17 protein-coding genes and 1 tRNA gene are annotated in these 11,899 nt (G+C 68.1%); 12 read left to right on the top strand and 6 right to left on the bottom strand.

Going from position 1 to position 11,899, the window contains the following annotated elements; genetic code table 11:
• Positions 1–266: 266 nt before the first annotated feature.
• Together ACFWP7_RS28925 and ACFWP7_RS28920 are read right to left on the bottom strand one after the other, a co-directional pair.
• Positions 267–809: an NUDIX hydrolase gene (locus tag ACFWP7_RS28925; RefSeq protein ID WP_384386963.1), complete on the bottom strand. Its 543-nt coding sequence runs from the start codon at positions 807–809 to the stop codon at positions 267–269.
• Positions 810–896: 87 nt separating this feature from the next.
• Positions 897–1,265, bottom strand: a complete 369-nt coding sequence (locus ACFWP7_RS28920; RefSeq protein ID WP_384386960.1) for a nitroreductase family protein — start codon at positions 1,263–1,265, stop codon at positions 897–899.
• A gap of 242 nt (positions 1,266–1,507) precedes the next feature.
• Between ACFWP7_RS28920 and ACFWP7_RS28915 the strand changes: the two genes are divergently transcribed.
• From ACFWP7_RS28915 to ACFWP7_RS28885, 7 genes are all read left to right on the top strand, one after another.
• Positions 1,508–2,107: a hypothetical protein gene (locus tag ACFWP7_RS28915; protein WP_384386957.1), complete on the top strand. Its 600-nt coding sequence runs from the start codon at positions 1,508–1,510 to the stop codon at positions 2,105–2,107.
• 42 nt (positions 2,108–2,149) lie between these two features.
• Entirely contained in the window at positions 2,150–2,938 is a 789-nt protein-coding gene (locus ACFWP7_RS28910; RefSeq protein ID WP_384386954.1) for a hypothetical protein, read from the top strand.
• Positions 2,939–2,977: 39 nt separating this feature from the next.
• The gene (locus ACFWP7_RS28905; RefSeq protein ID WP_384386951.1) at positions 2,978–4,084 is read left to right on the top strand and encodes a sensor histidine kinase; all 1,107 of its coding nucleotides are present in this window, start codon (positions 2,978–2,980) and stop codon (positions 4,082–4,084) included.
• Positions 4,081–4,734, top strand: coding sequence for a response regulator (locus ACFWP7_RS28900; RefSeq protein ID WP_384386948.1), 654 nt, complete (start codon positions 4,081–4,083; stop codon positions 4,732–4,734). The genes ACFWP7_RS28905 and ACFWP7_RS28900 overlap by 4 nt, the downstream gene beginning before the upstream one ends.
• Before the next feature lie 125 nt (positions 4,735–4,859).
• Positions 4,860–5,216: a hypothetical protein gene (locus tag ACFWP7_RS28895; RefSeq protein ID WP_384386945.1), complete on the top strand. Its 357-nt coding sequence runs from the start codon at positions 4,860–4,862 to the stop codon at positions 5,214–5,216.
• Positions 5,213–6,139: an ABC transporter ATP-binding protein gene (locus ACFWP7_RS28890; RefSeq protein WP_384386942.1), complete on the top strand. Its 927-nt coding sequence runs from the start codon at positions 5,213–5,215 to the stop codon at positions 6,137–6,139. Before ACFWP7_RS28895 ends, ACFWP7_RS28890 begins: the two co-directional genes overlap by 4 nt.
• A complete protein-coding gene (locus tag ACFWP7_RS28885) occupies positions 6,139–6,924 on the top strand; it encodes a hypothetical protein (RefSeq protein WP_384386940.1) in 786 nt (261 codons plus the stop codon). Before ACFWP7_RS28890 ends, ACFWP7_RS28885 begins: the two co-directional genes overlap by 1 nt.
• Positions 6,925–7,264: 340 nt before the next feature.
• On the opposite strand, the gene ACFWP7_RS28880 is transcribed toward ACFWP7_RS28885, so the two are convergent.
• Positions 7,265–8,131 (bottom strand): alpha/beta fold hydrolase, encoded by an 867-nt coding sequence (locus ACFWP7_RS28880; protein WP_384386937.1) that lies wholly within the window; start codon positions 8,129–8,131, stop codon positions 7,265–7,267.
• Positions 8,132–8,198: 67 nt separating this feature from the next.
• Between ACFWP7_RS28880 and ACFWP7_RS28875 the strand changes: the two genes are divergently transcribed.
• A complete protein-coding gene (locus ACFWP7_RS28875) occupies positions 8,199–8,642 on the top strand; it encodes a MarR family transcriptional regulator (protein WP_384387066.1) in 444 nt (147 codons plus the stop codon).
• A 155-nt stretch (positions 8,643–8,797) separates the two neighbouring features.
• Here the strand turns inward: ACFWP7_RS28875 and ACFWP7_RS28870 are convergent.
• A tRNA-Thr gene (locus tag ACFWP7_RS28870) sits at positions 8,798–8,879 on the bottom strand.
• A 296-nt stretch (positions 8,880–9,175) separates the two neighbouring features.
• Here ACFWP7_RS28870 and ACFWP7_RS28865 point away from each other — a divergent pair.
• Positions 9,176–9,379: a hypothetical protein gene (locus ACFWP7_RS28865; protein ID WP_384386934.1), complete on the top strand. Its 204-nt coding sequence runs from the start codon at positions 9,176–9,178 to the stop codon at positions 9,377–9,379.
• An 89-nt stretch (positions 9,380–9,468) separates the two neighbouring features.
• Here the strand turns inward: ACFWP7_RS28865 and ACFWP7_RS28860 are convergent, their stop codons facing one another.
• Positions 9,469–9,630 carry a hypothetical protein gene (locus tag ACFWP7_RS28860; protein ID WP_384386932.1) on the bottom strand — a complete coding sequence of 54 codons (162 nt, stop codon included), beginning with the start codon at positions 9,628–9,630 and terminating at the stop codon, positions 9,469–9,471.
• A 187-nt stretch (positions 9,631–9,817) separates the two neighbouring features.
• Positions 9,818–10,042, bottom strand: coding sequence for a hypothetical protein (locus ACFWP7_RS28855; RefSeq protein WP_384386929.1), 225 nt, complete (start codon positions 10,040–10,042; stop codon positions 9,818–9,820).
• Positions 10,043–10,271: 229 nt separating this feature from the next.
• Between ACFWP7_RS28855 and ACFWP7_RS28850 the strand changes: the two genes are divergently transcribed.
• Genes ACFWP7_RS28850 through ACFWP7_RS28840 form a run of 3 tightly spaced genes read left to right on the top strand, consistent with a single transcriptional unit; the run spans position 10,272 to position 11,874 of the window.
• Entirely contained in the window at positions 10,272–10,523 is a 252-nt protein-coding gene (locus tag ACFWP7_RS28850; RefSeq protein WP_329547742.1) for a hypothetical protein, read from the top strand.
• On the top strand, positions 10,498–11,013 hold the full coding sequence (locus ACFWP7_RS28845; RefSeq protein ID WP_384386925.1) for a DUF6879 family protein: 516 nt from the start codon (positions 10,498–10,500) through the stop codon (positions 11,011–11,013). Before ACFWP7_RS28850 ends, ACFWP7_RS28845 begins: the two co-directional genes overlap by 26 nt.
• 6 nt (positions 11,014–11,019) lie before the next feature.
• The gene (locus ACFWP7_RS28840) at positions 11,020–11,874 is read left to right on the top strand and encodes a helix-turn-helix domain-containing protein (RefSeq protein WP_384386923.1); all 855 of its coding nucleotides are present in this window, start codon (positions 11,020–11,022) and stop codon (positions 11,872–11,874) included.
• Positions 11,875–11,899: the final 25 nt, after the last annotated feature.

Genomic DNA, 11,899 nt, shown 5'->3' with positions numbered 1-11,899 from the left:
CTACGCATGACAAGTCCTGGCGGGATCTTGCTGGATGGTTACGGACACTTCCTCGGTGTCCGAAACCACCAGGCCAGAACAGGTTTGCTGTGGAGCACGGTCCACGTCAGGACAGCTCCTGCCACACCGTCCGCTCACGCATCGCTCACGCCTATCAGCGGTTGCGGAACTCGAAATTCCCTGTCATGTCAGGCGAATTTCGCAAGTGAGTTCGCAGATCGTCGCATGCTGCCTTTTGACGGGCGGTCTGGGAGTGGCGACGGAATCTACAAGTATTCGGCAATGTTGCCGCGCTCGTGAGGCAGAGTCAGTGACTTGTCCGCGGTGCTGTCGAGGAAAGCGCGCACCATCGGGATGTTCAACGGGAAGATCCTCGATCGGGGCAGCAAGGAGACCAGTTCACTCGGAGTGAACCAGGCGTGTCCGGTGGCCTCCGCCGTCTCCTGGGATTCCCCGGACACCTCGACGACGACACAGAGTCCGATGTGGTTCTGCGCGGAGTCGATGACGCAGATGAGTGGATGCGATGTCATCAGGACAGACGTCTCGACACCCGAAGCAGAGCCACTCTCACCGCCGACGAGGAATCTTGTGACGGTGAGCCCCGTCTCTTCCCGGAGTTCCCGGTGGACTGCGGCGGTGAGCGTTTCGTTCTCCTCGACCTTGCCTTGCGGGAGTTCCAGGTATCCGTTGTACGGCGTGTCGTCGTCCGGCTTCGCCCGTGACTGCAGGAGCACCTCGTAGCCCTCAGAGGCGCAGGCACGCACGGCGAGGATGCAGACGACCGGCCTCTGTAGCGCCTGCGGCATTCCCTGCTCGCTTTCCGTCGGATGCGGGTATCCGGCATACAGCCCTGCCCGTGTGGCCCGGAGGCCGCCCCCTGCTGGGGCAGCGGCCTATCCCCCCTCCCGCCCGTGCCAGCCGTTGAGGTGCAGAACACTGTCCAAGGGGCTGCGCCGTGCCGGGCTGAAGTTGGTGCCCAGGGTGTAGGCGGTGGGTATCAGGGCCGCCTGGCGGACGCCCTGCGGTATGCCGAGCAAGTCCGCCACTTCCTCCTCGGCCATGAGGTGGGTGGTCGTCCATGAGGTGCCGAGTCCGCGACTGCGGGCGGCGAGCATGTAGCTCCACGCCGCCGGCAGGACCCCCGCCCAGGCGCTGGCTTGGCTTCCAGCCGGAAGATTCCCGTCCCGAAGTTCGAGGCATGGAATGACGTGCACGGGCACGTCTTCCATGTGCAGCGCGAGGTAGCCTGCGCTCTTCTCCAAAGGAGTCGTCGTGTCTGCCGGCCCGTTCACACCTGACCGCCGCCACATCACCCCCGTGACCAGCGACTTCAGGATGAAACTTCCTCAGTGACCGTGTCCCACGCAGGTCCTGTCACTGGAGCGTGGGCTCAAGAAGTCCGCCGAGCTCCCCGGCTTGAAGATGTAGATGTCGCAATCAAGGCAGCCGGGATCGTCCCCGAATCCCGTGCGTTCGCCACGTCCAAGCCGACCGAGGCAATGGTGTGGTCGCGACCTCACAGCGCGAAGCCGCCGCGGAGGCGATCACCCTGCTCTCGCTGATCAAACGTCTGCCCCGCCGCATTGACCGGCTCACCGACGCCCTCGAACACGGCCACCTGTCCCTCAACATTGGCCTGTTCGCCGACGACCGCGACCGCAGTCCGGTCTGCGGCCTGCTCCACCAGGCGCTGCTCACCGTCCTGGCCACCACCACCACCGCCACCGCCACCGCCACCGCCACCGCCACCGGGATCATGGCTGTCCTGCTGCTTGGTACCACCGGAGGCCCGGTCGTCGCCAAGGAGTTCAGCCTGTACGAGCTGCTCGCCTACCTGCCTGCTCCTGATCAGCGCCGCCCTCACCCTCCAGGTCCTCACCACCGTCTTCTCGCCCCGCGACGCCACCAGACGTCGGTGAACGTACGCGGATCTGCGTATCCCGAAGGCCGCTCCACAGCTCACGCCGAACGGCCCGTCCCGCCACATGATGAAGGCGTAAGCATGTGCAGCCGGGCCTGGCCGATGCTCACGTCCAGCCTCGCGACGCTCCTGGAGACCGGCGAGCCTCTCCCCGCTCCCGGAGTCGCGGCCGATGTTGGCTGACCACGTTGCGGGCTGGACCCGCAACGTTGCGAGGAGCCCGAAATGTCGTCCGTGAGGAATATGGGGAGTGCGGTACGCGGGATCTGGACGCGGGGATGCCGCGTCGAGCGGGTCTGCTACGTGCTCGGTGGAGTCCTCGTCGGCGCGGGGGTGTTCCATCTGGGAGTCTTCGCGGTCGACGGCGGCCCCTGGTACGGCCCGGTGTCGTGGCGAAAGCCCGCCACCTTCGGGCTCTCCTTCGGACTGACCCTGATCACGGTCACCGGCGTCGCCTCCCACCTGCCACTCAGCGACCGTCTCCGGGCGGTGCTGCTTGGATCCTTCGCCGCCGACTGCTTCGTGGAGGTCGGCGGGATCACCCTGCAGGCCTGGCGGCATGTCCCCTCGCACGTTAATCGGGAGACGCCGTTCGACTCGACGGTTTCGACAGTCCTGGCGGCTGGCGGCGGCCTGCTCATCGTGATCCTCGGTGCCCTGGCCGTGTCTGCGTTCCGCTCGAACCCCGCTGCCGCCGCCAGCATGCGGCTGGCCCTGCGCGCCGGGTTCTTGACCCTGATGATCGGCCTGGCCACCGGCGCGGCGATGATCGCCCGCGGAGTGGTCGAGGTGAACGCCGGAGACCAGCAGGAGGCCTACGACGTGGTCGGCTTCCTCAAGCCCGTCCATGCGGTCAGCTTGCACGGCGTCCTGGTCCTGCCCGCTCTCGCCTGGCTGCTGTCGTTCATCCCGGGCGATGAGAACCTCCGCACCCGGATCGTGGCGATCGCCACGGCGTGCTACGGGCTGGCCATCGCTGCCGCACTGGCCTACTCGCTGTGGTGCTCGTCCTGAACCCGAGCTTGACAGAATGACGTTGGGGGGAGCACACCGATGAAGATCACGAGGTCGCTACTCGGCGACAGCGCGCTGGCCGCGATCCTGACCATCGCCGGGATCGGCGGTACAGCGTTCGCCGGGGACCCCGCGCGCGCTCAGGTGCCGATCGACGCGGTCGGATTCGTTCTGTTCGGCGTGCCGTCACTGATGCTGGCCGTGCGCCGCCGCTGGCCGCTGGCCGTGCTCGCGGCCGTCGCAGCGTGCACGTCGGCTTACCTCGTCCTCGGCTACGCCTACGGGCCGATTTTGATCACCTTCATGATCGGGGTGTACAGCGCGGTCCGGCACGCGCCCTGGGAACGGGCACTTCCCGCCGCGCTGGGCGCGCTGCTCGCGATGCTCGTCCACCTGGTCGTCCCGGGCACGGCTCTCGGGATGCTCGGCGCGGTGCCTGTGGCGGCGTGGGTGGTCGTGCCGTTCTCGCTTGGGTTCACGCTGCGGGTGCGGCGTGAGACGGCCGTTCGGGCCAGGGCCGAGGCGATCCGGCAGAGCGTGGACGAGGAACGGTTCCGGGTCGCGCAGGAGGTACACGACATCGTGGGGCACGGGTTGGCCGCCATCAAGATGCAGGCGGACATCGCCCTGCACGTCCTGGCCAAGAAACCCGACCAGGCCGAAGTCGCGCTGGAGGCCATCAGCCGTACCAGCAGCCAGGCCCTCGACGAGCTGCGCGCGACCCTGGCCGTTGTCCGCCGGACGGACGCGGAGTTAGCCCCTGTACCGGGCCTGGCCCGCATGGACGAGCTACGGCAGCGTATGGCCGACGCCGGCGTCTACGTCCGGGTGGAGACCTCCGGCACACCGGCCGCGCTGCCCGTCGCAGTCGATCTGACCGGCTACCGGATCGTTCAGGAATCGCTGACCAACGTCCTGCGTCACAGCGGGTCCGGGCAGGCGACCGTCGCCATCCGCTACGAGCCCGACGAAGTGCGGATCACCGTCTCCAACCCGGTCACCGGCATCTCCGACGGGGGCGGCGGGTCCGGGATCCCCGGCATGCGCGCCCGCGTCCAAGCGCTTGGCGGGCAGTTCACCGCCGGGCCGGCGCCGCAGAACAGGTTCGAAGTCCATGCTCTGCTACCGACCGGAGGCCACCCATGATCAGCGTGCTCGTCGTCGACGACCAGGAACTCGTCCGGCTCGGCCTGCGCACCCTCCTCGACAACGAGGACGGCCTGTCCTGCGCCGGTGAGGCCGCCGACGGGCTGGCCGCGGTGGAGGCCGCGCGGCGGCTCAGGCCGGACGTCATCCTGATGGACATCCGGATGCCCGGCATCGACGGCATCGAGGCCACCCGCCGGATCACCGCCGACCCCGCCCTCACCGACACCAAAATCATCGTGTTGACGACGTTCGAACACGACCAGTACGTCTTCGACGCCCTGCGGCACGGCGCCAGCGGCTTCCTGCTCAAGGACACCAAACCGGCCGAACTCGTGCACGCCATCAGCTCGGTCGTCCAGGGTGGTGCGCTGATGTCGCCGTCCGTCACCCGCAAGGTCGTCCGCGAGTTCGTGACCGGGGCGTCCCGCCCGACGAAGCCGCATCCGGAGCTGCACACCCTTACCGACCGGGAACGCGAGATCGTCGCCCTGGTCGCCGAGGGTCTCAGCAACGACGAGATCGCCGTCCGGCTCGTCATCAGCCCCGCCACGGCCCGCACCCACGTCAGCCGCTCCATGCTCAAACTCGGCGCCCGCGACCGCGCCCAACTGGTCGTCTTCGCCTACCAGTCCGGCCTGGCCGACTGAGCCCAGCTGCCCGCGTACGCAGATTCGCGTACGCCGGGCGCCGCTCCTGAGCCGACGCCCGGCATGCCACCGCACAGCACGCTGAAGGGGTGACGAATCGAGCGAACAGCACAAGCACAAGCCAGATGACCATGGCCCGGAAACTCACCATCGGCGGCCTGACCATCGCCGCCGCGGGCATCGTCGTGCAGATCCTGGGCGGTGCGGACTACCCGACCGTTCCCCCGGGAGCACTGCTCCTGCTGGCAGCCGCAGGATTCTTCGCCCTCCGCAACCGGTGGACACCGCTGATCGGCGTCCTGATCCCCGTGTTCATCGCCATCGGCGCGGTCGCAACCCCCAACATGGGCGACCAGCTGGGCGACACATCCGAAGCCCTCACCTTCGCTGGAACGGTGATCCAGCTCGTGGGCCTGGCCGTCGGCCTGATCTGCGGCCTGACCGTCGCCGCCCAGAGCCTGCGGAAGGGACAGCACCGATGAACGACAGCGCACCGGCGATCGAAGTCTGCGGCCTGACCAAGAGCTACGGTAAGTACGCCGCCGTGGACGACGTGAGCTTCACTGTCCGCCCCGGGGTCATCACCGGTTTCCTCGGCCCGAACGGAGCCGGGAAATCCACCACGATGCGGATGATGGTCGGCCTCACCCCGCCCACCGCCGGCCACTGCACCGTCCTGGGCCGCGACTACAAACACCTCCCCAACCCCGGCCGGCACGTCGGCGTCCTCCTGGACGCTTCCGCCCAGCACGCCGGACGCACCGGCCACGAAGTCCTCACCCTCGCCGCCACCCTCATGGGCCTGGACCAGCCCCGCGTCGACGAAATCGTCGACCTCGTCGGCCTCACCCCCACCGAAGCCGGACGCCGCACCGGCACCTACTCCCTCGGCATGCGCCAACGCCTCGGCGTCGGCCACGCCCTGCTCGGCGACCCGAGCGTCCTGATCCTCGACGAACCCGCCAACGGCCTCGACCCCGCCGGCATCCACTGGATGCGCGGCCTGCTCCGCGACTTCGCCGACCGGGGCGGCAGCGTCCTGCTCTCCTCCCACCTGCTCCGCGAGATCGAAGTCATCGCCGACGAACTCGTCGTCATCGGCCGAGGACAAATCGTCGCCCAGGGTTCCAAAGCCGACCTGCTCGCCTCCAGCGGCACCCTCGTACGCAGCACCGACGACCACGCCCTGGCCGAAGCCCTCACCCAGTCGGACATCGCCCACACCACCGCCACCGACAGCGGCTACCTCACCCCGGCCCCCGCCGAACACGTGGCACGCACCGCCATGCACGCCGGGATCGTCCTCACCGAACTGCGCCCCGCCGCAGAAACCGGCCTGGAAGACATGTTCTTGCGGCTCACCGCCGACCACTCCCGCGACAACACCAAGCAAGGGACCCGATGATGAGCACCACCCTCCTCCTCCCGGCCGCCACGACCGGCGCCCCCGGCATACCGTTCTCCCGCCTGATCAGAACCGAACTCCGCAAACTCACCGATACCCGCGCGGGACGATGGCTCCTGATCGCCATCCTCGCCACCACCCCGCTGGTAGCAGCCGTCATGCTGTTCACCGCCGACCCCAAAGACCTCACCTACGACACCTTCGTCGACTTCACCTCCACCCCCCAGAAGATCCTGCTCCCCATCCTCGGCATCCTCACCATCACCACCGAATGGAGCCAGCGCACCGGCCTGGTCACCTTCACGCTCGAACCCAACCGCCGACGCGTCCTCCTCGCCAAAACAGGCGCGACCATCCTGCTCGGCCTCCTGGTCCTCACCCTCACCTTCACCTCCTCAGCTGCAGGCAACCTCCTTGGGACAGCCCTACGCGACGGAAACGGCAGCTGGACGTTCGGCCTGGCCGGATTCCGTGACATCACCCTCGTCCTCCTCACCGGCCTGGCCCAGGGCCTGGCCTTCGGCATGCTCCTGCTCATCAGCGCCGCCGCCATCGTCGCCTTCTACGTCCTGCCCAACCTCTCCGGCATCCTGTTCGGCACCGTCCCCGCACTCAAGGGCCTCGGCCCCTGGCTCGACCTCAACCAAGCTCAAGGCGCCCTCTACGATCACAACATGACCGGCCAGCAATGGACCCAAGTCCTCACCGCCACCCTCATTTGGGTTGCCCTACCCGCGACACTCGGCGCCCTCCGAGTCCTCCGGACCGAAGTCAAATCGAGCTGAAGCAACGTTGCGAGTCCCCGAGTTCGATTCTCGTCACCCGCTCCATGACAAAGGCCCAGGTCAGCGGCCGGGGCCTTTTTGCTGGCCTCTGCGATCACTCGCCGTGCGCCAGATTCGTGCCAGAACGTTGACCCTCTGGATCAACGGCGTCGTCATCTGGCCCGGCCGCAACTTCCTGGCATGCCTTGCGTACGGTCGCGTCCAGCCCCGATCTGTAAAGCGAGCGGTGTAACTGGGGTTGGTGTGGCCAGAGTTGGCCTGCGGTGAGGCGACCGTCGAAGGCCATGTCGAAGGCGTTCATGGCGCCCTTAGATCATCCTTAGACCGCACCCGGAGTGGCCTAGGTCTCCTGATCGGCCGTCAGGAAGTCGGTGATCCGGCGGTTGGTCTCCGCATGCGCGGCGGTGGGCAGCGCGAAGTGGGTGAGATCGGCGAGGGTCTCGATCCGGGCGTGCGGTACGGCCTTGCGCGCGCGGGCTGCGACCTTCGCCGCGTCGTGGGTGCCACTGCGGCCAGCGAGAAGGACCAGGACCGGGACGCTCAGCGCCGTGGGGTCCGGGCGACGGCCGACGACTAGCTTCCGGTCCGCGAAGCCCGAGGCTGCCAGCGCGTAGAGCCGCTTCCACTCCGGGTCGGTGTCCGTGCCCGCCGTCTCGCGGTCCAGGTAGGCGAGAGCGCGGGTTACCGTCGGGCGGACCAGTACCGGCAGCGACCGCAGGAGGAAGGCGGGGCGGTAGCCGGCAAAGCACTGGGTCGGGTCGAGCAGCACCAGCCGGTCGACCCGCTGCGCGGCGTGCAGGGCGTACGTCAGGGCGATCCAGGCGCCGTAGGAATGGCCCAGCAGGTGCACACGGGATGCATCGAGGCCGTTGAGCACTGCGTCCAGCCAGTCCATCAGGTCGGCGGTGGTGCGCAGCGTGCGCCCCTCACGAATGCTGCGGCCGGCGTCGCCGAGAATGTCGACGGCGAGCACCCGATGATGGGTGCCGAGCGCCTGGGCGTTGGCGAACCAGACTGTCCCGGTGGAGCCGCCACCGTGCAGGAGGAGTAGCGGGGTGGCGTCGGCGGGCCCGTAGGCGTGGATGCGGGTGGTGCCGTACGGGGTGGGAACGTCGATCTCGGTGGTGCCGGCGGGCCAGCGGGCGAGCATTGCGTCGTAGGCAGCGAAGAACTCCTGGGATTCGGACACAGTGAACTCCTCGGACATTGTCTCGTTGACCAATTCTCTCGCTTGGCGAGATACTAGCTGAGTGAACGATGACACCTCCCCAGCGATGCAGCTGGTCCACCTCCTGCGCGCGGTAACAGTGGAATTCGATCTGCGCGGAGCTGAGTTCGCCGGGCAGAACGGCCTACACCCGACCGACCTGCGGGCTCTCATCTGCCTGCTCGACGCCGAGCGGGCGGGCGCCACCGTCACCCCGGGACGGCTCGGCGAGGCGCTGCGGCTCAACTCGGCGGGCACCACCGCCCTGCTCGACCGGCTGGAGCGCCTGGGGCTGCTCCGTCGCAAGCGCGACGAACACGACCGGCGACGGGTCCTGTTGGCGGTAGACCAGAAGGCCGCCGAGCTGGGCTGGGCCTTCTTCGGCCCGCTCATCGCCAACCTGGTCGAGGCGGCCGAGGACTTCACCGCTGGTGAGCTGGACACCGTTCACCGCTACCTGACCGCCGCCCTCCACGCCACCGCTCCCGCCAACACCCCCAAGGGCCCCTGATCGCAGACCCACCCGTAGCAGGGCGCCATCTTCTTGCCGCACCTCGGCCTCACATCGCCGTCGGCAGGCTCACTGAGCGCTCCAACCCCACCAGGGAGGGTCAAGAAAAAGCAAAAGCCCCAGGTCACGGCGAGTGAGTCCTGGGGCTTCCACAGAGCCCCCTGTCGGATTCGAACCGACGACCTACGCATTACAAGTCGATAGGTTCCACGCTGAGTGGGTCCGGCTCACTCTGGCTGCTCTGAGAATCCCTGGTCAGTGGGTCGGATGACTCCGGCCCGCTCCGGGGATTCCGGCCCCCGATGGGACCTCCGCTCACGCACCGCTCACGCACCGCTCACGCACGGATGGGGTTCCACGTGCGCCCTGAGCAGGGCCTATCCATTGTCTCGCGGACCCCCCTCGCGACGCAACGCCCGGACACCCAGGCGCTTCGACCGGGAGTGCGGGCCAGGGTGCGATTGCCCAGCGGGAGGCACACGCTGGAAGGGTGACGACTCCTCCAGCGAGCCGCACTCGGGAGGTGTATTGAAATGACGCAGCTTCGCGTCGAGAACGTAAGGCCCGGCATGCGCATCGGGCTGACGCAGGTAGTAACCGAGGTCGAGCCGACTGGTCGCGACGACTACCGCTTGGTCACTCGGCTCATCGATACCGAAGATCTCGGGATTCCGCCCATCGAGCGGACGTACCCCAGCGGCACCCTGATCTCTATCGAGGACGGAAGAAGGTCGTAGGCATGGGTCGGCCCCGGCCGGATCGGCGTCCGGCCGGGGCCTGGTCCCGCCCGCCCCCTTGGGCGCGGGGTACGGGACGGGCGGGAGTCTCAGTGGCGCAGGGACGTCTGGTTGGTCTGGGTCGGCACACGCTCGCACCGCTCCACATGCCGGTACACGACCGTGCCGCCGAGCGAGGGCGAGTCGATGAGGTGCTCCGTCGACGGCTGCCCCGGGCGGATGGGTTGATCGCAACGTCCGCAGATCTTCATCGTCCACCCCCGCGGGCCGCGCGCCCGGCTGATGACCAGCGCCGGCGCAGGACGCCGGCCCGGGTACATTCCGTCTTCGGGTTCTCCCGGCACCACGTACACGTCGTGCAGTGGTCGAGGAGCGTGTCGTACTCGACGGGCGCGAGAGGCCGAATGACGAGGGGATAGCGCATGTAGGCACGGCCGGTCATGTCGCATCGACCCCCGCCCCGGGCATCGGCTGGTCGGCGAACGGCACCAGGTCGAAGGACTCGCGGCAGGGGCGGCAGGCGAACAGGCCGCCACCCGGGCCGGAACCCTGCTCGTGCACCCGGATCAGGCGGACGCCGCGGCAGTGCGCCTGATGCCAGGCGCAGTAGCCGAAGCTGCTGGGGGTGTTCGTGGTGCTCGCGGTTTGCGTAGGCTCGGCCATGTCGACTCCAGTCAGTCGGCCACACCCGGGACCGGTCACACGGTCGCCGGGCTTTGTCGTGCCTCCCGACGCTAGGAACCCGCACCTCGCACGCGCTACGAAGTTGCACCGAATTACAGGGCAGTTGGCTCTCGCAGGTGGTGGCCGGTACGCGCTCTTGACCACGTCGCCCGTGAGCGTGACCGTGGTGTAAATCGATGTAACCAGCTAGCGCGGGAGGTCAGCCACCATGAACATTCAGTTCGTCGGGATCGACCCCGACACAGACGACGACGGATGCCCAACGGTATGGGTCGACACGGAGGCATCAGATCTGCTGATCCAGAGCTACACAGCCGACGACGAGTCGACCGCCCAATGCGACGCACTGTCCCCGGCGAGGGCACCAATCCCGCCCGGCGAGACCGTCATCAGGATCCCCAAGCGGATGATTCCGATCATCAGGAAGGCGTGCGATGAGCTCGATCCCGGAGTTCGGTGAACTCCTCGCCGGCGCCCACCGGTCGGCCGTCCACCTGGAGACGCGGGACGTCTACTACAGCAACCCCCGCTTCGAGGCCTGGAAGAAAGGCGAGCGCACCGACTGGGACGACCGCGCGTCGTGGTGGCGGTCGTTCCACGACGAGATCGCCGGAGCGGTCGCCCGCGGGGTGAGCGTGCGCCGGGCCCGGGTCGTCTCGGAGCCGGTGACGGACTACATCCGCTGGGAAAACTACGTCACCCACGCCAACGTGGCCGCGGGCGAGCAGGTGCGGTGGCTGTCCCGGCGCCGCGCCACTGACCTCCTGCTGCCCGTCAATGACTTCTGGATCTTCGACGGCCAGTTGATGCGCGTGCACCACTTCACCGGTGACGGCGACTGGGCAGCGAAGGAACTGCGCGACGATCCCGAGGTGGTGGAGACCTGCTCCGCCGCGTTCGAGAGGATCTGGGAGCGCGCCATCCCGCACGACGAGTACGAGGTCAAGTAACCGCCCATGCCCCAGTTCCCCATGTCCACCGTGCACGAAGCCCGCGCGGCTCTCGCCCAACGCCTGCGTGAGCTGCGCCTGGACGCGGGGATCACAGGCAAGGAACTGGCCACACGCTGCGGCTGGTCCGTCGCCAAGTCGTCCCGGATCGAGAACGCGCACACGGCCCCGTCCGACGCGGACATACGGGCCTGGTGTGCGGCATGCGGGGCGGACGGGCAGGCGGCGGACCTGGTCGCAGCGAACCGGCAGGCCGACTCCATGTACGTCCAGTGGCGGCGGCTCCAACGCACCGGCATGAAGCACCTGCAAGAGGCGTCCACCCCCCTGTACGAGCGCACCCGCCAGTTCCGCGTGTACGCCTCGCACGTCGTGCCCGGATTCCTCCAGACGCCCGGCTACGCGGCGGCCCTCATGGGCACCATCGCGAGTTTCCGCGGGACCCCCGACGACGTGAGTGAGGCCGTCGACGCCCGCATGCACCGCTCGCGAGTCATCCACGAAGGAGACCACCGCTTCGCAACGCTCCTCGAGGAGAACGTCCTCCACCACCGGATCGGGGACACGGAGGTGATGGCCAGCCAACTGGGCAACCTGCTGGCCTTGATGGCGCTGCCGTCGATGTCCCTGGGGATCATCCCCGCAGAGGCTCCGCGCGAGCAGGTCATGTGGCATCTGGAACAGTTCACGGTCTTCGACGACGTGCGGGTCAACGTGGAGCTGCTCGCCGCGAAGGTGACCGTCACCGCCCCCGGCGAACTGGACATCTACCTGCGCGCGTTCACCAGGCTCACGGAGCTCGCCGTGTACGGGGCCGACGCGCGCTCCCTGATCGTGAAGGCCATCGACGCCCTGCGCTGAGCACGCGCAGCCCGGCGACAACTTG

Origin of the sequence: Streptomyces sp. NPDC058470, assembly GCF_042721055.1 — a bacterium.
In the GTDB taxonomy this organism is placed as follows: Bacteria; Actinomycetota; Actinomycetes; order Streptomycetales; family Streptomycetaceae; genus Streptomyces.
This window is presented reverse-complemented; position numbering and strand designations above follow the sequence as displayed.

Bases quoted from the DNA above. Each gene is read 5' to 3' on its own strand.
- ACFWP7_RS28925 (WP_384386963.1), bottom strand. From the start codon at position 809: ATGCCGCAGGCGCTACAGAGGCCGGTCGTCTGCATCCTCGCCGTGCGT.
- ACFWP7_RS28910 (WP_384386954.1), top strand. From the start codon at position 2,150: ATGTCGTCCGTGAGGAATATGGGGAGTGCGGTACGCGGGATCTGGACG.
- ACFWP7_RS28905 (WP_384386951.1), top strand. From the start codon at position 2,978: ATGAAGATCACGAGGTCGCTACTCGGCGACAGCGCGCTGGCCGCGATC.
- ACFWP7_RS28900 (WP_384386948.1), top strand. From the start codon at position 4,081: ATGATCAGCGTGCTCGTCGTCGACGACCAGGAACTCGTCCGGCTCGGC.
- ACFWP7_RS28895 (WP_384386945.1), top strand. From the start codon at position 4,860: ATGACCATGGCCCGGAAACTCACCATCGGCGGCCTGACCATCGCCGCC.
- ACFWP7_RS28890 (WP_384386942.1), top strand. From the start codon at position 5,213: ATGAACGACAGCGCACCGGCGATCGAAGTCTGCGGCCTGACCAAGAGC.
- ACFWP7_RS28885 (WP_384386940.1), top strand. From the start codon at position 6,139: ATGAGCACCACCCTCCTCCTCCCGGCCGCCACGACCGGCGCCCCCGGC.
- ACFWP7_RS28880 (WP_384386937.1), bottom strand. From the start codon at position 8,131: ATGTCCGAGGAGTTCACTGTGTCCGAATCCCAGGAGTTCTTCGCTGCC.
- ACFWP7_RS28875 (WP_384387066.1), top strand. From the start codon at position 8,199: ATGCAGCTGGTCCACCTCCTGCGCGCGGTAACAGTGGAATTCGATCTG.
- ACFWP7_RS28865 (WP_384386934.1), top strand. From the start codon at position 9,176: ATGACGCAGCTTCGCGTCGAGAACGTAAGGCCCGGCATGCGCATCGGG.
- ACFWP7_RS28860 (WP_384386932.1), bottom strand. From the start codon at position 9,630: ATGAAGATCTGCGGACGTTGCGATCAACCCATCCGCCCGGGGCAGCCG.
- ACFWP7_RS28855 (WP_384386929.1), bottom strand. From the start codon at position 10,042: ATGGCCGAGCCTACGCAAACCGCGAGCACCACGAACACCCCCAGCAGC.
- ACFWP7_RS28850 (WP_329547742.1), top strand. From the start codon at position 10,272: ATGAACATTCAGTTCGTCGGGATCGACCCCGACACAGACGACGACGGA.
- ACFWP7_RS28845 (WP_384386925.1), top strand. From the start codon at position 10,498: ATGAGCTCGATCCCGGAGTTCGGTGAACTCCTCGCCGGCGCCCACCGG.
- ACFWP7_RS28840 (WP_384386923.1), top strand. From the start codon at position 11,020: ATGCCCCAGTTCCCCATGTCCACCGTGCACGAAGCCCGCGCGGCTCTC.